A 23,668-nucleotide genomic window follows, 5' to 3' on the forward strand; every position below is an offset into this window, starting at 1 on the left:
GGCGGGCCCGGCCGCCGGGGGTGCCCCGACGCCCCGAACGGCTGAGTCGGCCACGTCGTCGGTGGGGGATGAGAACCTTCACCCCGTGGTGGACATGGACTCCCCCCTCGCGGCGGCCCTCGGCGGGCGCTCGGCCGCCGCGTTGCGCAAGCACCTCGACATGCACACCGTCGGGGACCTCCTGCGCCACCTCCCGAGGAAGTACCAGCTGGTCAACGACCTCGGGGCGATGGACCCGCGCGAGCTGCGCGAGGGCACTTACGTGACGGTGGTGGCCGAGGTCGAGCGGGTGACCCACCAACGTCGTCCCCGGCGCGGCGGGCGCGGGCTGCTGGACATCACGAGCATGCAGGTCGCGGTGGGGTCGCTCGAGCTCGGCGTCACCTTCTTCAACCAGCCCTGGCGCCACCTGCAGATGCCGCGCGGCACCCGGGCGATGTTCGCCGGCAAGCTCCAGCGCTTCCAGGGCCGCTGGCAGCTCGACACCCCCCAGGCCCGCAAGATCCGGGGCGACGGCGAGGACGACGACGACGAGTCCCTCAAGCTCCCCCCGGTCACCCCGATCTACCCGGCGACGAGGAACGTCCAGACCTGGGACCTCCTCGCCGCGGTCCGCCAGACCCTCGACGTGTTCGACGACCCGGTGGATCCGGTCCCCGAGGAGATCCGCCGCCGCCACGGCCTCGTCGGGCTCGGGCAGGCGCTGCGCGACATCCACCTGCCGGCCGCGCTCGAGGACACCAGGCCGGCCATGCGGCGGCTCACCTGGGACGAGGCGCTCGCCCTCCAACTCGTGCTGCAGGGCGAGAAGCTCGCCTCGTCGGACCGCCCCGCCCCGCCGTGCCCGCGGGTCGACGACGGCCTCGCCGCGGCGTTCGACGCCCGCCTGCCCTTCACGCTCACCGCGGGGCAGCAGAAGGTGGGGGACGACCTCGCGGAGTCCCTGGCCGCCGCCCGGCCGCTGAACCGGCTGCTCCAGGGCGACGTCGGGTCGGGGAAGACGGTGGTGGCGCTGCGCGCGATGCTCCAGGTCATCGACGCCGGCCGGCAGGCCGTGCTGCTCGCCCCGACCGAGGTGCTCGCCGCCCAACACGCCCGTTCGCTGCGCGCGATGCTCGGCCCCCTCGGGCGAGCGGGGGAGCCCGCGGCGCTGTTCGACGACCACGGCGGGTCCGGCCCGGCCGAGCCCGTCGAGCTCGACAGCACCGACCAGGCGACGAGGATCGTGCTCCTCACCGGCTCGCTCTCGGCGAAGGACCGGCGGGCGGCCCTGCTCGACGTGCAGTCCGGCGCGGCCGGGATCGTGGTGGGCACGCACGCGGTGATCCAGGAGGGCGTGGGCTTCGCGGACCTCGGCCTCGTCGTCGTCGACGAGCAGCACCGCTTCGGGGTGCGGCAGCGCGACGAGCTGCGCTCGCGCACCGGGGACACCGTGCCGCACCTCCTGGTCATGACGGCGACGCCGATCCCGCGCACCGTCGCCCTCACCCTCTACGGCGACCTCGACGTCTCGGTCCTCGACGAGCTCCCCGCCGGGCGGCAGCCGATCGACACCCACGCCGTGCTCGGCGGGCGCCCAAAGTGGCTCGCGCGGGTGTGGGAGCGGGTGCGCGAGGAGGTGGACGCCGGGCACCAGGCCTACGTCGTCTGCCCCCGCATCGGCGACGACGAGCCCGAGGCCGACCCGGGCGACCAGGCCGACGGGACCGCCGCGGCCCCCGTGGACGAGGGCGCCGACGGCGAGGAGCGCCGGCCGCCGCTCGGGGTCCTCGAGGTGGCCGAGCTGCTCGTCACCGGCCCGCTCGCCGGGCTGCGGGTCGAGCTGCTGCACGGTCGGCTGCCCGCCGAGGAGAAGGACGACGTGATGCGCCGCTTCGGGGCGGGCGACATCGACGTCCTCGTCGCGACGACCGTGGTGGAGGTCGGCGTCGACGTCCCCAACGCCACCGCGATCGTCGTGCTCGACGCCGAGCGCTTCGGGGTGTCCCAGCTCCACCAGCTCCGCGGCCGGGTCGGCCGGGGCGGCGCGCCGGCGTCCTGCTACCTCGTGACCGACGCCGAGCCGGGGAGCCCCGCCATGACGCGCCTCGAGCGGATCGCCGGGATCTCCGACGGGTTCGCGATGGCCGACCTCGACCTCGAGCTGCGCAGCGAGGGCGACGTGCTGGGCACCGAGCAGGCCGGTCGGTACTCGACGCTGCGGTTCCTCTCGGTGCGCCGGCACCCCGAGGAGATCGCCGAGGCCCGCGAGGTCGCGCGCGCCGTGCTCGACGAGGACCCGGCACTGTCCCGTCACCCGCGCCTCGTCGGGCTGGTGCGTGCGGTCGTGGGCGACGAGGGCGCGCAGTTCCTCGAGCGCCTCTAGGTCTCGAGTGCCCCCGAACGGCCGCTCCCGGACCGCTCGTCGGGCCCGGACCGCCTCCGAACGGCCCAAATCCTGGCCCGAACGGTCCTGGGGGCCGACGGGCGGCGGGCCGAACGCGGCCGCCGGAGGGAACACGGTGTGACGGGACGGGTACGGGGCGCTCGCCGATCAGCGCGCGGGGCCGACCTCCGAGCGCGACACGCAGGTTCCCGGGGCGCCACACCGGTCACGGTTCGGTTACGGTCTGGCGGTCGGTCCGCAACAGCGAGCCGATGCGCTCGGCCGTTTCGCCCGACTCCCGTCCGGCGGCCTCCCCGGAGCGCGTGACCGTCCAGGACGGGACGGAGATCGTCGGACCACCGCACTCCCCAGCCGTGAGTCCGATCGGGGAACGGCCGCGTGCCGTCCTCGTCCGGTCGCCGTGGGGTGAGGAGATCACGCATGACCGCTGTCCTTCCTCCGGTCAGGCCTGTCCCCGCCGGGCGCCACCGTGCTCCCGACGCCGCGACGACGGGCTCGCTCGGCCCGATCCCGCAGGAGTGGACCGGGCGCGCCGCGCACGGTGCCCCCGCCGACGGCCGTCCGACCGACCCGCGGTCCCGTGCTCCCCAGTCCCGTGCTCCCCAGTCCCGCGGTCCCCAGTTCCATGGCGACCTGCCCCGTGGCGACCAGCCCCGCCGTGACCAGCGGCCCGTGCAGGCGCCGCTGAACCGCGCCGCGCGCACCGCGGGCCTCTCGCTCGCCGCTCTCGGGGCCCTCGCCGGCGCCGGCGGCGCGGCCGCCCACGGGCTGCTCCCGAGCGACCAGCCGGCCACCACCGGCGAGGTCGCGCTCCCCACGAACCTCGCGTCGAGCAACCTGTCGCTGCAGGGGAACTCCCACCAGGCGCAGGCGCCGGCCCTCACCACCGGGGTGATGCCCGTCGTCGCCGCCGTGGCCCCGGTCGCCGCCCCGCAGTACAAGACGGTGGCCGCCTCCACCCGGCAGGCCGCCGCCAAGCCCGCACCGGCCGCGAAGCCCGCCGCCGACCAGCCGTCGTCGCTGGCCAGCTCGGCGATCGAGGCCGCGGAGTCCAAGCTCGGCACGCCCTACGTCTGGGGCGCCACCGGCCCGAACTCCTTCGACTGCTCCGGGCTCATGCAGTTCGCCTTCGAGCAGGCGGGCAAGGACCTCCCGCGCACGGCCGCAGCGCAGTCCCAGGTCGGCGAGAAGGTGTCGATGGACGACCTCAAGCCCGGCGACCTGATCTTCCTCTACAGCCCGGTCAGCCACGTCGTCATGTACGTGGGCAACGGCAAGGTCATCGAGGCCCCGAACAGCGGCGAGGACGTCAAGTACACCCCGCTGTCGAAGATCGAGAAGAACGCCGTCAGCGCTCGCCGCGTCGCCTGAGCGGTCTCACCCGCAGACGAGAATGGCCCGGGAGTCCCTCCCCGAAAGGGAATCCCGGGCCTTGTTCGGTGGACGGACGCTCCCCAGCTCCCATACACCGATGGTCTCGCCGCGGACTCCGCTCGTCCGCGGAACCGCTACGGAGAGGGTGGCCCAACGACCGTGGCCCCAACCGGGTTCGATCGGGTGAAGTGACGTAGCGCACAACGCTACTCAGCGCATCGATCTACCGCTGAGCGGGAGCGCAGGGTCAGGCCCGCAACCGTTGGCGCAGGTCACGCACCCCGCGCGCGGCGGCGGCCCGGACCGCCTGCGCCGCCACCCCGTACTCGTCACGACCCGCGATCTGGCCCCGACGCGCCGTCCCGGGGGCGAGCGTCGGCGGGGCCTGCGCGGGCTCCTCGACGACGAGCGTCTCCGTGGCCAGGGCGTCGGCGGCAAGAGCGTCGGCGGTGCGCCGTGCCTCGTCCCACGCCGCCACGGCCCGGTCCACCGCCGCCACGAACAGCTCGCGGTGGCGGGGGTCGGCCGGCTCGCCCGGGGTGGCCAGCTCCTGCGCGTCACCGAGCGCCTCGACGAAGCGGGCCGTCGCGGGGACCGTCACGTCGACGAGGGCCGGTCGCGCGGCGACCTCACGCGGGTCGGACTCCGCCCGGGCGTACTCGGCCGCGAGCGCCGCGAACCGGTCCCGGGCCAGCACCCAGCGCGCCGCATCGTGCTCGGCGAGCCGTCCGCTGCGCCCGGCGGGGTGTCCGAGCACGACCGTGCGGACCCGGCGGACCCCGCGGCGGGCGAGCAGGACGGTCGCGGTCGCGGCGGCGATCACCGCCGCGACGAGGTCGGCCACGGCCGCGAGCAGCGCCGCCCCGAGGCCCGCACCGCCGACCCAGACACCGAGCAGGACGATCGGCACGAGCAGCAGGAGCAGCGCGGCGAGCCCGTAGAGCCAGGGCACGGCGGACCGTCGCAGGGCAGTGGAGCTGGCCATGTCCCGACCTCCTCGCGCAGGTGACCCCCTCCTTGGTACCGCACCGCGGGCGCGAAAGGGACACGGTTGCGGCCCCGCCCTCCGGTAGCGTGCGCGCGCCCCACCCGGGCCGTGCCGCCCGACGGCCGTCCGGCCAGGTGCCGCGCCGGCGTCCGGCAGGCAGGGTGGTGCTCCCCGACGCCGCGAGCCCCAGGAGACGAGTCGATGTTCCGCAAGGTGCTGGTGGCCAACCGGGGTGAGATCGCGATCCGGGGCTTCCGCGCCGCCTACGAGCTCGGCGCGGCGACGGTGGCGGTCTTCCCGGTCGAGGACCGCAACTCCGAGCACCGGCTCAAGGCCGACGAGGCGTACCAGATCGGCGAGGAGGGCCACCCGGTCCGCGCCTACCTCTCGGTCGAGGAGATGGTCGCGGCGGCACGGAAGGCGGGCGCGGACGCGATCTACCCCGGCTACGGCTTCCTCTCCGAGAACCCGCACCTCGCCACCGCGTGCGCCGAGGCCGGGATCACCTTCATCGGGCCGCCGCCGAGGGTGCTCGCGATGGCCGGCAACAAGCACCGGGCGGTCGCGGCGGCCCGCGAGGCCGGCGTCCCGGTGCTCGACTCGTCCGACCCGTCCGACGACGTCGACACGCTCGTGGCGGCCGCGGCGGAGATGACGTTCCCGCTGTTCGTCAAGGCGGTCGCGGGCGGCGGCGGACGTGGTATGCGGCTGGTGCGCGAGGAGCGGAACCTCCGCGACGCGCTGCAGGCCGCCATGAACGAGGCGTCCTCGGCCTTCGGCGACGCCACGGTGATCCTCGAGCAGGCCGTGATCGACCCGCGGCACATCGAGGTGCAGATCCTCGCCGACGCGTCGGGCCACGTCATGCACCTGTTCGAGCGCGACTGCTCGGTGCAGCGTCGTCACCAGAAGGTCGTCGAGATCGCGCCGGCCCCGCACCTGTCGGCCGAGCTCCGCGAGCGCATCTGCGCGGACGCCGTGAAGTTCGCGACGGCGATCGGCTACGTCAACGCCGGCACCGTCGAGTTCCTGCTCGACGGCGACGGCCACCACCACTTCATCGAGATGAACCCCCGCATCCAGGTGGAGCACACGGTGACCGAGGAGGTCGCCGACGTCGACCTGGTCGCGGCCCAGATGCGGATCGCCTCGGGGGAGACGCTCGCCGACCTCGGCCTCTCCCAGGACGCCGTGGCCCTGCACGGCTTCGCGCTCCAGTGCCGGATCACCACCGAGGACCCGGCCAACGAGTTCCGCCCCGACATCGGCATGATCTCGGCCTACCGCTCGGCGTCCGGCTCCGGCGTGCGTCTCGACGGCGGGACCGCCTACGCCGGCGCGCAGATCAGCCCGCACTTCGACTCGTTGCTGGTCAAGGTCACCTGCCGCGGCCGCGACTTCACGACGGCGGTGCGGCGCGCCCGCCGCGCGCTGGCGGAGTTCCGGGTGCGCGGGGTCTCCACGAACATCCCGTTCCTCATGGCGCTGCTCGACGAGCCGGACTTCCGCGAGGGCCGGGTGACGACGAGCTTCATCGCCGAGCACCCGGAACTGCTCTCCGCCCGCGCGCCCGCCGACCGCGGCACGCGCCTGATGAGCTACCTCGCCGACCTCACGGTCAACAAGCCCCACGGCGCGCCTCCCGCCCTCGCCGACCCGCGGGAGAAGCTCCCGGCCGGCGTCGACCTCGACTCGCCCCCGCCCGACGGTTCGCGCCAGCGCCTCGGCGAGCTGGGTCCGGAGGGCTTCGCGGCATGGCTGCGCGAGCAGTCGGGCGTCCTCGTCACCGACACGACGTTCCGCGACGCCCACCAGTCGCTGCTGGCCACCCGGGTGCGCACCCGCGACCTCGTCGAGATCGCCCCGCACGTGGCGCGCACGGCCCCGGAGCTGCTCTCGCTGGAGTGCTGGGGCGGCGCGACCTACGACGTGGCGCTGCGCTTCCTCGCCGAGGACCCGTGGGAGCGGCTGGCCCGGCTGCGCGAGACGGTGCCGAACCTCTGCCTGCAGATGCTGCTGCGCGGCCGCAACACAGTCGGCTACACGCCCTACCCGACGGAGGTGACCGACGCCTTCGTCGCCGAGGCGGCTCGCGTCGGGATCGACGTCTTCCGGATCTTCGACGCGCTCAACGACGTCGGGCAGATGCGTCCCGCGATCGAGGCCGTCAGGCAGTCCGGCGGGGCGATCGCCGAGGTCGCGCTCTGCTATACCGGCGACCTGATGAACCCGGCCGAGCGGCTCTACACCCTCGACTACTACCTGCGCCTGGCCGAGCAGATCGTCGAGGCGGGTGCCCACGTGCTCGCGATCAAGGACATGGCCGGCCTGCTGCGCCCGCCGGCCGCGCGACGCCTGGTCGGGGCCCTGCGCGAGCGGTTCGACCTGCCGGTGCACCTGCACACCCACGACACCGCGGGCGGGCAGCTCGCCACGCTGACCGCCGCCATCGAGGCCGGGGTCGACGCCGTCGACGCCGCGGTCGCCTCGATGTCGGGCACCACCTCGCAGCCCTCGCTCTCGGCCCTGGTCGCCGCCACCGACCACACCGACCGGCCCACCGGTCTCTCGCTGGACGCCGTCAACGCCCTCGAGCCGTACTGGGAGCTGGTCCGCAGGGTCTACGCGCCGTTCGAGGCGGGCCTGGCGTCGCCGACCGGCCGGGTCTACACCCACGAGATCCCGGGCGGCCAGCTCTCCAACCTGCGCCAGCAGGCCGTCGCGCTCGGTCTGGGCGACCGCTTCGAGCAGGTCGAGGACGCCTACGCCGCCGCGGACCGGATGCTCGGGCACCTGGTGAAGGTGACGCCGTCGTCGAAGGTGGTCGGCGACCTCGCGCTGCACTTCGTGGGCTCCGGGGTGGACCCGGCCGCCTTCGAGGCCGAGCCGTCGCGCTACGACATCCCCGACTCGGTGATCGGGTTCCTGCGTGGCGAGCTCGGCGACCCGCCCGGCGGCTGGCCCGAGCCGCTGCGCACCCGGGCGCTGGAGGGGCGCACCGAGCGCCCGGGCCTCGCCGAGCTCTCCGACGACGAGCGCAAGGGCCTTGAGTCCGACCGGGCGGCCGCCCTCAACGAGCTGCTCTTCCCCGGTCCGACGAAGGACTTCCGCTCCCACCGCGACGCCTACGGCGACACCTCCGTGCTGCGCAGCCAGGAGTTCTTCTACGGGCTGCGCCCCGAGACGGAGTACGCCGTCGACCTCGAGCCCGGCGTGCAGCTGCTCATCGCCCTCGAGGCGATCTCGGAGCCCGACGCGCGCGGGCTGCGGACCGTGCTCATGTCGCTCAACGGGCAGCTGCGCCCGCTGCAGGTCCGCGACCGCGCCGTCGACACCGACGTCAAGGCCGCCGAGAAGGCCGACCGGTCGCAGCCGGGCCACGTGGCGGCGCCGTTCGCCGGGGTCGTGACGCTCGGGGTGGCCGAGGGCGACCACGTCTCCGCCGGCGACACCGTCGCCACCATCGAGGCCATGAAGATGGAGGCGGCGATCACCGCGCCGGTCGGCGGCACGGTCGAGCGGCTGGCGATCGGGAACGTCCAACAGGTCGAGGGCGGCGACCTCGTGGTGGTGTTGGCGTAGGTGAGCCGGATCGTGGCGGGGGCGGCGGGCGGGCAGCGGATCGCCGTCCCGGCGAACGGGGTGCGGCCGACGTCGGACCGCGTCCGTGAGGCGCTGTTCTCGCTGCTGGAGGCCCGCGGGATCCTCGAGGACGCGACCGTGCTCGACCTGTACGCGGGTTCCGGAGCGCTGGGGCTGGAGGCGTTGAGCCGCGGTGCCCTCACGGCCACGCTCGTCGAGCGCGACCCCCGGGCGTGCGGCGTCATCCAGACCAACGCCCGGACGACGAACCTGTCCGGGGTGCTCGTGCGACGGGCGTCGGTCACGACGTTCTTAAGGCGACCCACGGACACCGTCGACCTCGTGTTCGTCGACCCGCCGTACGCCGGCACCGAGGACGAGGTCGACGCCGTGCTCGCCGCGCTCCCGCCGTGGCTCGCCGCCGGCGCGCTCGTCGTCGTCGAGCGGGACTCCCGGTCGCGGACCCCCACGTGGCCGGAGGCGCTGACGCCCGAGCCGCCGCGGGCCTACGGGGAGACGACGCTGCACCTGGCGGGCGCGTGAACCGTCGCGAGGCCGAGGAGCGCTACGCCGCGCTGGTCTCGACCGAGCTCCCCGACGCGGCCCGCCGCGGTGGCTGGGTGATCACCCGGGACCACTGCTTCGGGCGGGTGCTGCTCGACGATGCCGTCGGGGCCTGCTGGTACGACGTCCTGGGTCGCGGGCGGGGTGCGGCGTTCCGGAAGCTGGACGACGAGCAGCTCGCGAACGCCGTCGCCCAGGGCGAGCGGATGCTGTGCGAGGGCGCGGCCACGGTGCGGGCGCTCGACGCGCAGTCGCTCGCGTGGCGGGGCAGGGCCCCGAGCCCGACGGGGGAGCATGATCCCGGCCGTGGACTTCGCAGAGAAGACGGCGGGCTGGGCCCCGGAGCCGGTGACGACGACGGGCACCACGACGGCGTGGTCGGTCGCGGCCGCCTCGGGGCTCTTCGACCTCGACGCCGTGGCCGGCGAGGGCGAGGTTCTCCCGCCGATGTGGCACTGGTTCGGGTTCCTCTCCCACCCCCGATCCGACGAGCTCGCGGAGGACGGCCACATCGACGACGGGCACTTCCTCCCGCCGATCCCGCAGCGCCGCCGGATGTTCGCCGGTGGGCGGCTGCGGCCGACCCGCCCGATGCGGGTCGGCGAGACGCTGACGCGGACCTCGACGCTGGCGCGGGCGGAGGTCAAGCACGGGCGCAGCGGCGAGATGCTGCTGGTGACGGTGCGCGACGAGTTCCGGGCCGGGGACGGCGGGGTGGTCGCCACCGAGGAGTCCGACCTGGTCTACCGCTCCCAGGCGCCCGGGCAGGCGCGGGGGATCGGGTTCGACGCCCCGTCGGGCGAGGCGCCGCCGACCTCCGGTGAGGCGGTGACGATCGTCCCGGAGGAGACGCTGCTCTTCCGGGTCTCGGCCCTGACCTACAACAGCCACCGCATCCACTACGACCACCCGTACGCCACGGGCGTCGAGGGCTACCCCGGCCTCGTCGTCCACGGACCGCTGCTCGCGCTGCTGCTGCTCGAGATCCCGCGTCGCCACCGTCCCGGCCGCACGGTGACGGCGTTCGACTACCGGCTCTCGCGGCCCGCGTTCGCCGGCAGCCGCGTCGTCGCCGATCACGACGGCGACCCGGGCGGGTCCGACGCCCCCGAGCTCACGCTCGCCGCGGGCGCGGCGGGCCTCCCGCCCTCGGTCACGGGCACGATCACCCTGGCCTGATCGCAGCGAGGAACGACTCGAGCCCCTCGACGACGACGTCGGGCAGCCGGCGCCGTCGCCACGCGCCCGCCGTCACCGCGAGGTGGACCTTGACGACGTGGTCGCCCCCGGTCGCCCGGTGGGTCTCCCGGTAGCCGAGCCGGGTGCTGACGCGCAGCGAGGCGGCGTTGCCGGCCGCGGCACCCGTCACCGCGCGGACCGCGCCGAGATGGTCGAACGCCAGCTCGAGCAGCATGAGCCGGACCCGGCGCCCCAGCCCCCGGCCCTGCTCGGCCCGCGCCAGCCACGACGACGTGTGCACGGTGCCCGCCGGGTGGTCGATCTCGTGGGCGAGCACCACGAGCCCGATCGTCCGCCCGCCCTCCAGGACCGCGAGCGGCATCCGCCACCGACCCGCCGTCGGGACCTCCCGCAGCCGCCAGGACCATTCGAGGAATCGGCGCGCGGCGGCGTCCCCGGAGTCGGCGGGCCAGCCGAGCAGCTCGGTCTCCCGGCCCGGCTCGACGATCCCGCCGGGCTCGGCGACGATCGCCGCCAGCTCGAGCAGCTCGACGTCGGTCGGCGGGGCGAGCACGAGGCCCGCGTGGGCGACGGTGACGCCGAACTGCGGGTAGAGCGCCGCGAGGTCGTCGCGCAGCAGGCCGGGGTCCACGCCGCTCATCGTGGCCCGGATCCGGCATGATCACCGCCATGCGTGCGGTCTGTCCCGGCTCGTTCGACCCGGTGACCCTGGGGCACGTCGACGTGGTCCGGCGGGCGGCGGCGATGTTCGACGAGGTCGTCGTTGCGGTGGCGGTCAACCCGGCCAAGCAGGGGCTGTTCACCGTCGACGAGCGCCGGGAGCTCATCGCGGGGGCGGTCGGCGACCTGGGGAACGTCACGACGGCGGCCTTCTCCGGCCTGCTCGTGGACTGGTGCGCCGAGCAGGGGGTCGGCGTGATCGCCAAGGGGCTTCGCTCGGACACCGACTACGCCTACGAGCTGCCGATGGCCCAGATGAACCGGCACCTCACCGGCGTCGACACCGTCTTCCTCACCGCCGACCCGGCGCACACGTTCGTCTCCAGCTCGCTGGTCAAGGAGGTCGCGCGCGGGGGCGGGGACGTGTCGGCGTTCCTCACCCCCGCCGTGCTCGAGGCGCTCACGGCGCGGCTCGCCGGCGGCTGAGCCGGGGGACCGAGCCCGTGGTGCGTGAACGGCGCCGTCCTGCCGTCGGACGCCAGGATCGTGCCGTTGCTGCCACCGGGGGGACCGAGCCCGTGGTGCGTGAACGGCGCCGTCCTGCCGTCCGACGCCAGGATCGTGCCGTTGCTGCCACCGGGGGCCGAGGCCCTCGACACGCCGGACCGCGAACGAATGCACCGTCCGTGCGAGCGGGCGCCGCACACTGGCCGAGCCGACGTGACGTGGGAGGTGGGCGGACGTGTACCGGGTGTTCGAGGCGCTCGACGAACTGGTGACGATCTGCGAGGAGGCTCGCGGGGTCCCCATGACGACGAGCTGCGTCGTGCCCCGGGGGGACGTCCTCGAGCTTCTCGACGACATCCGCGAGGCGATCCCGGGCGAGCTCGACGACGCCCAGGACGTGCTCGACCACCGCGACCAGCTGGTGAACGAGGCCACCGAGCAGGCCTCGCGCGCCACCGAGGAGGCGCGGACCGAGGCGGACCGCATCCTCGCCGAGGCCCGTGAGCAGGCCCAGCAGATGATCGCCGAGGCCGAGCACGAGGCGGAGCGCGTCGTGTCGCGGGGCCGCCGCGAGTACGCCGACCTCACCGACCGCGCCGCCGCGGAGGCCGACCGCATGGCCGAGGCGGGGCGGCAGAGCTACGACCGCGCCGTCGACGACGGGCGCGCCGAGCAGCAGCGCCTCGTCTCCGAGCACGAGGTCACCCTCGCCGCCCACGACGAGGCCGGCCGCATCCTCGACCGGGCCGCCGATGACGCCCACCGCGCGCGGACCGAGTGCGACTCCTACGTCGACTCCGCGCTCGCCGAGTTCACCGAGACCCTCGAGTCGGTGCTCGACACCGTCGGGCGGCACCGTCACCAGCTGCGGACCGGGCAGGTCGGGGTGGGCGCGGGCTCGCACGACGAGCGCGGCGAGCGCGGCGAGCGCGGCGGCGACGCCGCCCGCTGGTCCGACCGCGCAACCGCGTAGACCCGTTCCGTACCCTCTGGGACCAACGGGTGCCGTGGGGGAACACGTCCCCCGGCCGAGCACGTTGGAACGCGGCGAGATGACTACTGACAAGACCCCCCACGAGAAGACGGCGCCGCCGGACCCGACGAGTCCGTGGACGGTCGACGTCCTGCGCGAGCTCTCGCGGCGCCCCGGCACGATGAAGCCCTGGGTGCGCGACGTGCCCGCGCCCGACGACTTCGGGCTCGAGGTCATCGGCGTGCCCGCCGGCGAGCCCATCCACCTCGACCTGCGCCTCGAGTCCGTCGTCGAGGGCGTCCTCGCGAGCGGCACCGTGAGCGCCGACGTCGTCGGGGAGTGCTCCCGGTGCCTCGGCGAGGTGACCGACCAGGTCGAGGTCGACGTCACCGAGCTCTACGCCTACCCGGACTCGGTGACCGACGAGACGACCGACGAGGACGACGTCAGCCGCATCGTCGACGAGAAGATCGACCTGGAGCCCGCCGTCCGCGACGCGGTGCTGCTGGAGCTGCCGAACGCGCCGTTGTGCCGCGAGGACTGCCCCGGCGTGCCCTCCCCGGACGAACAGGCATGGGCCTTCGTGCCGGCCGGGACCACGCGTGAGAGAATCGATCCTCGCTGGGCCGCCCTGCAGGAGCGTTTCGCCGGCGGCAGCACAGAGAACTGAGGAGATCGAACCACCGTGGCCGTCCCCAAGCGCCGGATGTCGCGCGCCAACACCCACGCCCGCCGCTCGCAGTGGAAGGCGTCCGCGCCCACGCTCGCGGCGTGCCAGAACAAGGCCTGCGGGAAGCCGAAGCCCCCGCACGTGGCCTGCCCGAACTGCGGCCAGTACGCCGGCCGCCGGGCCGTCGCCCCGGCCTGACGTCGGGGTGCCCCCGACGGCGCCCGCGCCCTCGCCGGGGCGCGACGATCAGGACCGCAGCGATGCGGTGGGCGAGGACCGGGCGGTGCGGCTCTGCCGCGTGCTCGGGGTCGAGGTCGACCCCGAGCTGCTGACGCTCGCCCTCACCCACCGGTCCTACGCCTACGAGAAGGGTGGCCTGCCCACCAACGAGCGCCTGGAGTTCCTGGGCGACTCGGTGCTGGGTGTCGCCGTCACCGAGCGGCTCTACCGCGAGCACCCCGACCTGCCCGAGGGGCAGCTCGCCAAGCTGCGCGCGAGCGTGGTCAACATGCACGCCCTCGCCGGGGTGGCGCGCACCCTCGGGCTCGGCGAGCTGATGTACCTCGGCCGCGGCGAGGAGATGACCGGCGGCCGCGACAAGGACTCGATCCTGGGCGACGCCGTCGAGGCGATCCTGGGCGCGGTCCACCTGCAGCACGGCATCGACGTGTCCCGCGTGCTCGTGCTGCGGCTCTTCGGCGACCTCATGCATGCCGCCCCGCGCCTCGGCGCCGGCCTGGACTGGAAGACCAGCCTCCAGGAGCTCACCGCGGCCACCGGGCGGGGCGTGCCGGAGTACCGGATCACCGACGAGGGCCCGGACCACGCCAAGGAGTTCACGGCGACGGCCGTCGTCGCCGAGAAGGACCTCGGCGTCGGGGTGGGGCGCACCAAGAAGGACGCCGAGCAGAAGGCCGCCCAGGCCGCCTACGAGGCGTTGCAGGGCGAGACCGCCGACGACGGCGGCTGAGCTGCCCGAGCTGCCCGAGGTGGAGGTCGTGCGCCGCGGCCTCGCCGACCACGCGATCGGGCGCACGGTGTCCTCGGTCGAGGTGCGGCACCCGCGGGCGGTGCGGCGCCAGCCGGGCGGTGCGCCGGAACTGGCGAGCCGGCTGGCGGGGCGCACGCTCGTGGCGGCCCGGCGCCGGGGGAAGTTCCTGTGGGTCGATCTCGCCGACCGGGAGGGGAGTCCCGACGGCGCGGTGCTCGCGCACCTCGGGATGAGCGGTCAGCTGCTGGTACAGCCCGCCGACCGGCCCGACGAGCCGCACCTGCGGGTGCGGGTCCGCTTCGACGACGGCGGCCCGGAGCTGCGGTTCGTCGACCAGCGGACGTTCGGCGGGCTGACCGCGGCCGATACGGTGGTCTCCGACGGGGAGACGGTCCCGGCGCTCGTCGCCCACATCGGGCGGGACCCGCTCGACGAGCGCTTCGACCTGGAGGCGGCCGTCGGGGCCTACCGCCGTCGGCGCACCGAGCTCAAGCGGGCGCTGCTCGACCAGACGCTGGTCTCGGGGATCGGCAACATCTACGCCGACGAGGCGCTGTGGCGGGCGAAGCTGCACGCGCTGCGGCCGACGGCGACGCTGACCCGTCCGGAGGGGCGGCGCGTGCTCGGCGCGGCGGCCGAGGTGATGGGCGAGGCGCTCGCGGCGGGCGGGACCTCGTTCGACGCGCTCTATGTCGACGTCCACGGCGACCGCGGGTACTTCGAACGCTCCCTCGCGGTCTACGGGCGCGAGGACGAACCGTGCCCGCGGTGCGGGACGGCGATCGTGCGGTCGGCGTTCACGAACCGCTCGTCGTACTGGTGTCCGACGTGCCAGAAGGCGCCACGTCGGAAGGTGCGCTGACGCGCAGGTGAGCACTTTCCGGGGTCATAGCGCCGGAAAGTGCTCACCTGCGCGAAGCGCACCTACTTCTCCATCAGCTGCTTGAACTGCTCGAGCGCCTTCTCGATCTTCTTCTGCGGGTCGTCGAAGAGCTTCGCGCCCAGCTCGCCGGCCTTCCCGCCGGGCGGCTGGATGTGCATGCTGACCTCGACCCCGGTCTTGTCGCCGTGGTTGTCGAAGCGCACGGCGCCACCGGTGTCGATGTGGTTGCTGCTCTCCTCGATCGACTTCCACGCGATCTTGCGGTCCTGCTCCTCGTCGATGATCTTGGCGTCCCACTCGATCTTCTTGCCGAGCGGGCCGTCGACCACCCAGTGCGTCACGTCCGCGTCGCTCGACTTCGCCTGGACCGACTCGACGTCGTCGAGGATCTCGGGGAGGTGGGTGAGCGGGCGCCACCACTGGTAGCAGCGGTCTGCGGGGGCGTTGACCTCGAGGTAGTGCGTGGCTGTGGTCATGGGGGCGGATGGCCAGGAGACCCGGGCCTCGAAACGGGCCGATCATGGCGGGGCGTAGCGGGTCACATCCGGGTTTCGCGTAGCGTCAACCGGCACGCAGGGCGCGCGAGCCGTGGCGGCCAGGGAGGGGGACCAGCCGCTGTGCACCTCAAGAGCCTGACCCTCAAGGGGTTCAAGTCCTTCGCCTCGTCGACCACGCTGCGCTTCGAACCGGGCATCACCTGCGTGGTGGGGCCCAACGGCTCGGGCAAGTCCAATGTCGTCGACGCCATCAGCTGGGTGCTCGGCGAGCAGGGCGCGAAGGCGTTGCGCGGCGGGAAGATGGAGGACGTCATCTTCGCCGGCACGTCCGGGCGCTCGCCGCTCGGCCGCGCCGAGGTGACGCTGACGATCGACAACTCCGACGGCGTGCTCCCGATCTCCTACACCGAGGTCTCGATCACCCGGCGGGTCTTCCGGTCCGGCGCCGGCGAGTACGAGATCAACGGCAGCTCGTGCCGGCTGCTCGACGTCCAGGAGCTGCTCTCGGATTCGGGCATCGGCCGCGAGCTGCACGTGCTCGTGGGGCAGGGCCAGCTCGACGCGATCCTCCAGTCGCGGCCCGAGGAGCGCCGCGCGTTCATCGAGGAGGCGGCGGGCGTCCTCAAGCACCGCAAGCGCAAGGAGAAAGCGCTGCGCAAGCTCGAGGCGATGGAGGCCAACCTCGCCCGGCTGGCCGACCTCACCACGGAGCTCCGGCGCCAGCTCAAGCCCCTCGGCCGCCAGGCCGAGATCGCGCGCCGCGCCCAGACCATCCAGGCCGACCTGCGCGACGCCCGGCTGCGCCTGGCCGCGGACGACCTCGTGATGCTGCGGACCACGATCGCGCGGGACCGCGCCGACGAGGACGAGGCCCGGCGCCGCCGCGACGAGACCGAGCGGGCGCTCGCGGTGGAGTCCGAGGCGTCGACGGAGCTCGAGGCGGCCCTCGAGCGCGACGCCCCGGCGCACGACCACGCCGTCGCCGCCCACCACCGCCTGTCCGCGCTCGCCGAGCGGCTGCGCGGCACGGTGGCGCTGGCCGCCGAGCGCCACCGCCACCTCGTGACCCCCGACGACGCCCCGAGCGGGCCGGACCCCGACGAGCTCGAGCGGCGCGCCGAGGAGGCCGCGGCGACCGAGGCCGGCCTGGCCGACGAGGTCGCCGAGGCGCGGGAGGCCCTCGAGGGGGCCGCCGCCCACCGGGAGGACGCCGAGGAGACGCTCTCCGCGGCGGAGCGACGCCTCGCCGCCGCGCGGCGGGCCGCGGCCGACCGGCGTGAGGGGCTGGCGCGGCTGGCCGGGCAGGTCGAGACCCAGCGCGGCCGCGTCGCGGCGGCGGTGGAGGAGCTCGAGACCCTCGCGTCCTCGATCTCCGAGGCGGGCGAGCGGGCGGCCGCGGCCCGCGAGGAGCTCGCTGGGGCCGAGGAAGAGGCGGGCTCGTCGGCGCCGCGACCCGACGACGACACCGCGCAGCCGGGCGGCGCGCCCGGGGAGGCAGGGGAGGACGCGCCCACCGACACCGACCCGGAGGCCGCGTTCGACGCCGCCACCGAGCGCCACGAGCAGGTCCGCGCCGAGGTCGACCGCGCCGGCGCCGCGCACCGCGACGCGGAGCGGGACCGCGCGCACTGGAAGGCTCGCGTCGAGGCGCTCGAGCTCACCCTGACCCGCCGCGACGGCGCCGGCGAGCTGCTCGCCGGCGGCCGGGACGGGGTGCTCGGGTCGGTCGCGGCGCTGCTGCGCGTCCCGGCGGGGGAGGAGGCGGCGATCACCGCCGCGCTCGGTCCCGCCGCGGACGCCGTCGTCGTCACCGGCCCCGACGCGGCCGCCGACGCGCTGGCCCACCTGCACGCCGCCGACGCGGGCCGCGCGGGGCTCGTCGTGACCGGGGCCGCCGTCGCCGAGGAGGCGCGCGGGGAGGCGCCCGCCGGGTCGCGCTGGGCCATGGATCTGGTGAGTGCCCCCGGACCGCTCGCGGGCGCGGTCGCCCGGCTGCTCGCCGGCGTCGTCGTCGTGGACGACCTCGCGGCCGCGCGGGCGGTCGTCGCCGCCCACCCCGAGCTCACGGCGGCCACCCGGGGCGGGGACGTGCTCGGCGGCTCCTGGGCGGTGGGCGGCCCCTCGGGCAGTCAGTCGATCCTGCAGATGCAGTCCGCGGCCGACGAGGCGGGGGACCGGCTCGCCGAGGCCGAGCGGGCGGTCGCCGTCGGCGCCGCCGCGCTGGAGGAGGCGCGGACGGCGGAGGCGGCGGCCCGGGCGGAGGTCGGCGTCGCCCGCCAGGTGCGCGACGACCACCGACGGGCTGCGGCGGAGCGCCGCCGGGCGGCCGAGGCCCGGCGGGCGCAGGACGACGCGCGGCGTGCCGAGGAGGCCCGTCGGCTGGGCCGGCTGGCCGAGACCGTGCGCGGCGCCGAGGCCGAGCTCGCCCGCCTCACCGAGCGCCGGGCAGCGGTGGAGACCGCGCGCGACGAGCGGCGGGCCGAGCTGGACGACCTCTCCGAGCGCCTCGCCATGGCCACCGACCAGGCCGAGGCCGACGGCGACGAGGCCGGCGAGGAGGACACCGCGACGCGGGACGCGGCGGCGGCCGCGGTGACCGCCGCCCGGGCCGCGGAGGTCGAGGGCCGGCTGGCGCTGCGCACCGCCGAGGAGCGGGCGCGGGCGGTCACCGGCCGGGCCGAGTCGCTGCGCCACCGGGCCCGGTCCGAGCGGGAGCAGCGGGAGCGGGCCGCGCAGCGACGCCGCGAGCGCGAGCGGGCGGCTGCCCTGCTCGCGGAGGTCCTCGAGCACGGCCGGGCGGGCGCGGAACGGATCGCGGCGTCGGTCACGCGGGCCGTGGCCGAGCGGGACCGGCTCGCCGCGACGCGTCAGGCCCGGGTCGCGGAGCTCGAGGGCGTCCGGGAGCGCCTGCGCGGGCTGACGCAGACCCTCGAGCGCCTCACCGACGCCGTGCACCGCGACGAGGTGCTGCGCGCCGAGCAGCGCACCCGGCTGGCGCAGCTGGAGGAGTCGATCGGCGAGCGCTTCGGCATCGGCCTCGACGACCTCGTCCGCGAGTACGGCCCCGACGCCGGGATCCCGCCGAGCGAGGCCGAGGTCGCCGAGGTCACGGCGGCGCGCGAGCGCGGCGAGCAGGTCACGATGCCGCCGCCGCTGGCCTACGACCGCGCCGAGCAGCAGCGCCGCGCCGCGCGCGCGGAGAAGGAGCTGGGCACGCTCGGGAAGGTCAACCCGCTCGCGCTGGAGGAGTACGCCGCCCTCGAGGAGCGGTACCGCTTCCTGTCCACACAGCTCGAGGACGTCAAGGCCTCCAAGCGGGACCTGCTCTCGGTCGTCGCGGACGTCGACCAGCGGATCCTCGACGTCTTCGCCGAGGCGTTCGCCGACGTGGCCCGCGAGTTCGAGATCGTCTTCCCGGTCCTGTTCCCCGGCGGCGACGGCCGGCTCGTGCTCACCGACCCCGACGACCTGCTCACCACCGGCGTCGAGGTGGAGGCCCGCCCGCCCGGCAAGAAGGTCAAGCGGCTCTCGCTGCTCTCGGGTGGGGAGAAGTCGCTCACCGCGGTCGCGATGCTCGTCGCGATCTTCCGGGCCCGGCCCTCACCGTTCTACGTCCTCGACGAGGTGGAGGCGGCCCTCGACGACGCGAACCTGCGCCGCCTCATCGGGCTGCTCGACGACCTGCGGCGCTCGTCGCAGCTGGTGATCATCACCCACCAGAAACCGACGATGGAGATCGCCGACGCCCTGTACGGGGTGAGCATGCGCGGCGACGGCATCACGGCGGTCGTCTCCCAGCGGCTGCGCGGCCGCGACGCCCCCGGACCGCTGTCCGGAGCGGACGCCACCCCGGTGGCGTGACCCCCTGCTTCCGTGACGGAGTGTCGCGCTAGCATAGCTTTGCGTGATCGAGGGGGTCATGCGTCCGTGGCCGACGACGACGCGGGCGGGGAATCCCGCAGGACGGTGACCCGGCCTACCGTCGAGGTCGTCGGCGTGGTGGTGCACCACGAAGCTCGGGGAGAGGTCGGACGCATGACGGTGCTCCAGCCCGGACGCTACGTCCAGCTCAATCGATCCAGGTCGACTCCCGCGCGCGGTACCGACGTCCCGGTCGGGCACCTCGTCGTCGACGCCTCCCACAGCGTGCTCTGCCCGCAGCTCGGGAAGAGCCACCTCGCCGTCACCGTCGACGACCTGCCGCTGACCGTGCGGTGGGGCCGCACGGACATCGCGCTGCCCGCGGGGCGGCACCGCGTCGAGATCGTCGTCGACCGGGGTGACGGCTGGGGTCGCGTGGTCGAGGCCGTCCCGGTGGCCGCCGGGCACACCGTCGACGTCTACTACCGCGCCCCCGCCCTGGCGGGCCGTCCCGGGTCGGTCGGTCCGGTGCCGCAGTCGACGCCAGGAGTGGCCGCGCTGCTCGGGCTGCTCCTCGTGGTGCTCGTCCTGCTCGGCGGGCTCGTCGGGACCGGGATCGCGCTGTTCCTCTGACCGCGTTCGGGGTCGGCCCCTGCGGCCGCGGAGGAGCGGCCGCTCGCCGGACCATGATCAAGGAGTCGGTGCACGCCGGGCGGAGATCCGGTCGACCTGCAGTGACTCCCTCGGCGCCGGGCGCCGCCCACGTGGTGCGGCGGCCCGGGACGAGCGCGGCTGACAGGATGGTGCGGTGAGCTCGACGCTGACTGACACCGCCCTCCGGGGTCCCGATCTGCTGCCCGGCCACGCCGACCTGCTGGCCCAGGCGCCGGCCACCGGACTCTCGCCCGGGGTGCTCACCGGGATCGTCGTCGCGGTCGTCGTGGTCGTGCTCCTGGTGGTGCTGGTCGTCGGGCTGGTACTCGCGCGGCGTCGCCGGATCTCGCTGCGCGAGGCCGAGGAGGCCGAGCAGGCCAAGCCGGCCAAGGGCACCTACGCCGCGGGCGGGGGGTTCTCGTTCTCCGCCGGCAGCGGTGGGGGCACCGCGACGAAGGAACGGCCTGCCGCGCCGGAGCCGACCCCGGAGCCGACCCCGGAGCCGACCCCGGAGCCGGAGCCCGCGCCGACTTCTCCCGCCGAGCCGGCCGCGACCACCGAGGCGCCCCCCGCCCCCGTCGAGACCCCGACCGCGGAGCCGACACCCGCTGAGTCGTCGAGCACCGAGGCCCCGCCCGCCCCCGAAGCGCCCCCGGCCCCCGTGGAGACGCCCGCCCCCGTGGAGACGCCGGCCCCCGTCGAGACCCCGCCGGCCCCCGTGGAGACGCCGGCCCCCGTGGAGACGCCGGCCCCCGTCGAGACCCCGCCGGCCCCCGTCGAGGCCCCTTCCGCGGAGCCGGCGCCCGCCGAGCCCGCGACGACGGAGGCGCCGCCCGCTCCGGCCGAGGCCGCCCCGGCCCCCGCCGAGCCGATCGCCTCGCCCGACGGCCGGCTCGAGCGGCTGCGCGGACGGCTCGGCCGGTCCCGCTCGACGCTCGGCACCGGCCTGCTCGGCCTGCTCGGCGCGGGGGACCTCGACGAGGACTCCTGGGAGGAGGTCGAGGACCAGCTGCTCATGGCCGACCTCGGCTCGGCCACCACCCGGGAGGTCGTCGGCAAGCTCCGCGAGCGCATCGCCTCCCGCGGCGTCCGCACTTCCGAGGAGGTGCGCGACCTGCTGCGCGAGGTGCTCGTCGAGACCCTCGGCACCGACCTGGAGCGCTCGGTGCGCGCGCTGGCGCACGACGGCCGGCCGGCGGTGGTGCTCGTCGTCGGGGTCAACGGCACCGGCAAGACGACGACCACCGGCAAGCTCGCGCGGGTGCTGGTCGGCGGCGGCCACGAGATCGTGCTGGGGGCGGCCGACACCTTCCGCGCGGCGGCGGCCGAGCAGCTCCAGACGTGGGGCGAGCGGGCCGGGGCGCGCGTGGTGCGGGGCGCCGAGGGCGCCGACCCGGCGAGCGTCGCGTTCGACGCCGTCAAGAAGGGCTCCGAGGCCGGGGCCGACGCCGTGCTGCTCGACACCGCCGGTCGCCTGCACACCAAGACCGGGCTCATGGACGAGCTGGGCAAGGTCAAGCGCGTGGTGGAGCGGCAGGCCGACGTGGACGAGGTGCTCCTCGTGCTCGACGCGACGACCGGGCAGAACGGCCTGACCCAGGCGCGGGTGTTCGGCGAGGTGGTGGACGTGACCGGGGTCGTGCTCACCAAGCTCGACGGTACGGCCAAGGGCGGGATCGTCTTCCAGGTGCAGCGCGAGCTCGGCGTGCCCGTGAAGCTCGTGGGGCTCGGCGAGGGTCCCGACGACCTCGCGCCGTTCGAGCCCGAGGCGTTCATCGACGCGCTCCTGCGCTGAGCGGCATCGGCGTCGTGCACCCGCTCGGGAATGATGTCGCGGTGAGCACCGGCAGCTGATCGGGTGACACGCTGCGCGTTCGTGGCGGACGCGACGTTGCGCGCCGTGCACGGACATCGAGTGACCTCAGGCACTCCACTGCTGCTTGTCCGGTTCGGCAACCTGATGGTGACACGCGCGGGGCGGCTGTTAACTGCTGCGAAACACTCCCCGACGGCGCCCGAAACACACCCTGCGCATCCTTCCCTCCCAGTGATCGCCAAGGAGTCGGTGAACGCAGGAGGGACGAACGACCGTGTTGAATGCCGGTAGTACCGCGTGGGTACTCGCCAGCGCCGCGCTGGTGATGCTCATGACGCCAGGGCTCGCTTTCTTCTACGGCGGGATGGTCCGCTCGAAGAGCGTCCTGAACATGCTCATGATGAACTTCATGTGCCTCGCGATCGTCGGGGTGCTGTGGTGCCTCTACGGCTTCTCGCTCGCGTTCGGCAACGACGCCTTCGGCGGCCTGATCGGCGACTTCCAGTACCTGGGCCTGGGCAACTCGTTCCCCGGTGGGTCGCAGGAGATCGTGGGCGCCAGCACCGGCGACGGTATCCCCGTCCTCGCCTTCGCGATGTTCCAGCTGATGTTCGCCGTCATCACCCCCGCGCTGATCTCGGGGGCGGTGCCGGAGCGCATCAAATTCTGGAGCTGGGGCCTGTTCGTCGTGCTCTGGTCGACGATCGTCTACTTCCCCGTCGCGCACTGGGTGTTCGCGTTCGACGGCTACGCGGGCGAGAAGGGCGGCTGGATCGCGAACTCGCTCAAGGCGCTCGACTTCGCCGGTGGGACCGCGGTCCACATCAACGCCGGTGCCGCGGGGCTGGCGCTCGCGGTCGTGCTCGGCAAGCGGCGCAACTGGCCGCGCGACCCGGGCCGCCCGCACTCGCTCCCGTTCGTGCTGCTCGGCGCGAGCCTGCTGTGGTTCGGCTGGTACGGCTTCAACGCCGGATCGGCCCTGGGCGCCAACTCGACCGCCGCGGTCGCCTTCACGACGACCACCATGGCCACCGCCGCCGCGACCGTGGGCTGGCTGGTCGTCGAACAGTTCCGTGACGGCAAGCCGACCACCCTCGGTGCCGCGTCCGGCGCCGTCGCCGGTCTCGTCGCGATCACCCCGGCCTGTGCCTACGTCAACCCGGTCGGTGGCCTCGCGATCGGCTTCATCGCCGGTGCGGTCTGCGCCCTGTGCGTGTCCATCAAGTTCCGGCTCGGCTTCGACGACTCGCTCGACGTCGTCGCGGTCCACCTCGTCGGCGGTCTCGTCGGCACCCTGCTCATCGGGTTCTTCGGCACCACGTCGCTGAACTCCTCGAGCGCCGACGGCCTGTTCTACGGCGGTGGCTTCGACCAGCTCGGCAAGCAGGCCGTGGCGGCCTTCTCGGTCCTGCTCTACTCGTTCGTGGTCACCTCGATCATCGCGCTGCTGATCAAGTACACGATCGGGTTCCGGGTCAGCGACGAGGACGAGGCTGCGGGCATCGACGAGTCGCAGCACGCCGAGTCCGGCTATGACTACTCCGGCCTCAGCGGTGGAGGAAACTCCTCCCTGCTGGGCGCGGGTGCCACCGGGTCCTCGATGCCTGCGACTCCCAGGGAGGGTGCTCCGCGATGAAGATGGTGACCGCGATCATCAAGCCGTTCGTGCTGGAGGACGTGAAGGGGGCGCTGGAGCAGCTCGGCGTCCTGGGCATGACCGTCAGTGAGGTCCAGGGCTACGGCCGCCAGAAGGGCCACACCGAGGTCTACCGCGGAGCCGAGTACTCCGTGGACTTCGTCCCGAAGGTCCGCATCGAGGTCGTCACCGACGACCCGACCGCGGAGAAGGTGCTCGACGCGATCGCCGAGACCGCCCGCACCGGCAAGATCGGTGACGGCAAGGTCTGGGTGACCCCGGTCGAGACCGTGGTGCGCGTGCGCACCGGCGAGCGCGGGGCCGACGCCCTGTAGCTCGCGGGACGCGTCCGGTGCGACCCGGCGCCGGGACCGGTCCTCTGTGACCGGCCCTGGCGTCGTGGCCGCTCGCGCGCCCGCCGGCGTG

General features: G+C 74.6%; 19 protein-coding genes. 16 read left to right on the forward strand and 3 right to left on the reverse strand.

Features of this window, described 5'->3' with window-relative positions:
- Window positions 1-94: 94 nt before the first annotated feature.
- Both VGH76_RS19405 and VGH76_RS19410 read left to right on the forward strand, forming a co-directional pair.
- Window positions 95-2,365, forward strand: a complete 2,271-nt coding sequence (locus tag VGH76_RS19405) for an ATP-dependent DNA helicase RecG (RefSeq protein WP_331558359.1) — start codon at window positions 95-97, stop codon at window positions 2,363-2,365.
- A gap of 693 nt (window positions 2,366-3,058) precedes the next feature.
- Entirely contained in the window at window positions 3,059-3,757 is a 699-nt protein-coding gene (locus tag VGH76_RS19410; protein ID WP_331558360.1) for a C40 family peptidase, read from the forward strand.
- A 250-nt stretch (window positions 3,758-4,007) separates the two neighbouring features.
- On the opposite strand, the gene VGH76_RS19415 is transcribed toward VGH76_RS19410, so the two are convergent.
- Complete coding sequence (locus VGH76_RS19415; RefSeq protein WP_331558361.1) at window positions 4,008-4,745, reverse strand: hypothetical protein; 738 nt, start codon at window positions 4,743-4,745, stop codon at window positions 4,008-4,010.
- Between the two features lie 204 nt (window positions 4,746-4,949).
- Here VGH76_RS19415 and VGH76_RS19420 point away from each other — a divergent pair, with 204 nt between their 5' ends.
- From VGH76_RS19420 to VGH76_RS19430, 3 genes are all read left to right on the forward strand, one after another.
- Window positions 4,950-8,330, forward strand: coding sequence for a pyruvate carboxylase (locus tag VGH76_RS19420; RefSeq protein WP_331558363.1), 3,381 nt, complete (start codon window positions 4,950-4,952; stop codon window positions 8,328-8,330).
- A complete protein-coding gene (gene rsmD / locus VGH76_RS19425) occupies window positions 8,331-8,873 on the forward strand; it encodes a 16S rRNA (guanine(966)-N(2))-methyltransferase RsmD (RefSeq protein ID WP_331558364.1) in 543 nt (180 codons plus the stop codon).
- Between the two features lie 327 nt (window positions 8,874-9,200).
- Window positions 9,201-10,073 (forward strand): FAS1-like dehydratase domain-containing protein, encoded by an 873-nt coding sequence (locus VGH76_RS19430; protein WP_331558365.1) that lies wholly within the window; start codon window positions 9,201-9,203, stop codon window positions 10,071-10,073.
- On the opposite strand, the gene VGH76_RS19435 is transcribed toward VGH76_RS19430, so the two are convergent.
- Window positions 10,060-10,725 carry a GNAT family protein gene (locus VGH76_RS19435; RefSeq protein WP_331558366.1) on the reverse strand — a complete coding sequence of 222 codons (666 nt, stop codon included), beginning with the start codon at window positions 10,723-10,725 and terminating at the stop codon, window positions 10,060-10,062. The genes VGH76_RS19430 and VGH76_RS19435 overlap by 14 nt on opposite strands.
- 38 nt (window positions 10,726-10,763) lie before the next feature.
- On the opposite strand from VGH76_RS19435, the gene coaD reads away from it, so the two are divergent.
- From coaD to mutM, 6 genes are all read left to right on the forward strand, one after another.
- On the forward strand, window positions 10,764-11,240 hold the full coding sequence (gene coaD / locus VGH76_RS19440) for a pantetheine-phosphate adenylyltransferase (protein WP_331558367.1): 477 nt from the start codon (window positions 10,764-10,766) through the stop codon (window positions 11,238-11,240).
- A gap of 256 nt (window positions 11,241-11,496) precedes the next feature.
- Complete coding sequence (locus VGH76_RS19445; protein WP_331558368.1) at window positions 11,497-12,234, forward strand: DivIVA domain-containing protein; 738 nt, start codon at window positions 11,497-11,499, stop codon at window positions 12,232-12,234.
- Between the two features lie 79 nt (window positions 12,235-12,313).
- Window positions 12,314-12,904, forward strand: coding sequence for a YceD family protein (locus VGH76_RS19450; RefSeq protein WP_331558369.1), 591 nt, complete (start codon window positions 12,314-12,316; stop codon window positions 12,902-12,904).
- 15 nt (window positions 12,905-12,919) lie between these two features.
- Window positions 12,920-13,102 carry a 50S ribosomal protein L32 gene (rpmF, locus tag VGH76_RS19455; protein WP_331558370.1) on the forward strand — a complete coding sequence of 61 codons (183 nt, stop codon included), beginning with the start codon at window positions 12,920-12,922 and terminating at the stop codon, window positions 13,100-13,102.
- A 67-nt stretch (window positions 13,103-13,169) separates the two neighbouring features.
- Complete coding sequence (rnc, locus tag VGH76_RS19460; RefSeq protein WP_331558371.1) at window positions 13,170-13,874, forward strand: ribonuclease III; 705 nt, start codon at window positions 13,170-13,172, stop codon at window positions 13,872-13,874.
- 1 nt (window position 13,875) lies between these two features.
- On the forward strand, window positions 13,876-14,757 hold the full coding sequence (mutM, locus tag VGH76_RS19465; RefSeq protein ID WP_331558377.1) for a bifunctional DNA-formamidopyrimidine glycosylase/DNA-(apurinic or apyrimidinic site) lyase: 882 nt from the start codon (window positions 13,876-13,878) through the stop codon (window positions 14,755-14,757).
- 62 nt (window positions 14,758-14,819) lie between these two features.
- Here the strand turns inward: mutM and VGH76_RS19470 are convergent, their stop codons facing one another.
- Complete coding sequence (locus VGH76_RS19470; RefSeq protein ID WP_331558372.1) at window positions 14,820-15,254, reverse strand: SRPBCC family protein; 435 nt, start codon at window positions 15,252-15,254, stop codon at window positions 14,820-14,822.
- A 141-nt stretch (window positions 15,255-15,395) separates the two neighbouring features.
- Between VGH76_RS19470 and smc the strand changes: the two genes are divergently transcribed.
- The 5 genes from smc to VGH76_RS19495 all read left to right on the forward strand — a co-directional run bounded on the left by smc (window position 15,396) and on the right by VGH76_RS19495 (window position 23,577).
- Window positions 15,396-19,136: a chromosome segregation protein SMC gene (gene smc / locus VGH76_RS19475; protein WP_331558373.1), complete on the forward strand. Its 3,741-nt coding sequence runs from the start codon at window positions 15,396-15,398 to the stop codon at window positions 19,134-19,136.
- Between the two features lie 174 nt (window positions 19,137-19,310).
- Window positions 19,311-19,769: a hypothetical protein gene (locus VGH76_RS19480; RefSeq protein WP_331558374.1), complete on the forward strand. Its 459-nt coding sequence runs from the start codon at window positions 19,311-19,313 to the stop codon at window positions 19,767-19,769.
- 277 nt (window positions 19,770-20,046) lie between these two features.
- Window positions 20,047-21,585 carry a signal recognition particle-docking protein FtsY gene (gene ftsY / locus VGH76_RS19485; RefSeq protein WP_331558378.1) on the forward strand — a complete coding sequence of 513 codons (1,539 nt, stop codon included), beginning with the start codon at window positions 20,047-20,049 and terminating at the stop codon, window positions 21,583-21,585.
- A 295-nt stretch (window positions 21,586-21,880) separates the two neighbouring features.
- On the forward strand, window positions 21,881-23,242 hold the full coding sequence (locus VGH76_RS19490; RefSeq protein WP_331558375.1) for an ammonium transporter: 1,362 nt from the start codon (window positions 21,881-21,883) through the stop codon (window positions 23,240-23,242).
- The gene (locus VGH76_RS19495; RefSeq protein WP_169183376.1) at window positions 23,239-23,577 is read left to right on the forward strand and encodes a P-II family nitrogen regulator; all 339 of its coding nucleotides are present in this window, start codon (window positions 23,239-23,241) and stop codon (window positions 23,575-23,577) included. The genes VGH76_RS19490 and VGH76_RS19495 overlap by 4 nt, the downstream gene beginning before the upstream one ends.
- Window positions 23,578-23,668: the final 91 nt, after the last annotated feature.

This window comes from Actinomycetospora sp., assembly GCF_036497585.1.
Lineage (GTDB): Bacteria > Actinomycetota > Actinomycetes > Mycobacteriales > Pseudonocardiaceae > Actinomycetospora.

Bases quoted from the DNA above. Each gene is read 5' to 3' on its own strand.
- VGH76_RS19405 (WP_331558359.1), top strand. From the start codon at position 95: ATGGACTCCCCCCTCGCGGCGGCCCTCGGCGGGCGCTCGGCCGCCGCG.
- VGH76_RS19415 (WP_331558361.1), bottom strand. From the start codon at position 4,745: ATGGCCAGCTCCACTGCCCTGCGACGGTCCGCCGTGCCCTGGCTCTAC.
- VGH76_RS19420 (WP_331558363.1), top strand. From the start codon at position 4,950: ATGTTCCGCAAGGTGCTGGTGGCCAACCGGGGTGAGATCGCGATCCGG.
- coaD (WP_331558367.1), top strand. From the start codon at position 10,764: ATGCGTGCGGTCTGTCCCGGCTCGTTCGACCCGGTGACCCTGGGGCAC.
- VGH76_RS19450 (WP_331558369.1), top strand. From the start codon at position 12,314: ATGACTACTGACAAGACCCCCCACGAGAAGACGGCGCCGCCGGACCCG.
- VGH76_RS19470 (WP_331558372.1), bottom strand. From the start codon at position 15,254: ATGACCACAGCCACGCACTACCTCGAGGTCAACGCCCCCGCAGACCGC.
- VGH76_RS19480 (WP_331558374.1), top strand. From the start codon at position 19,311: ATGACGGTGCTCCAGCCCGGACGCTACGTCCAGCTCAATCGATCCAGG.
- VGH76_RS19495 (WP_169183376.1), top strand. From the start codon at position 23,239: ATGAAGATGGTGACCGCGATCATCAAGCCGTTCGTGCTGGAGGACGTG.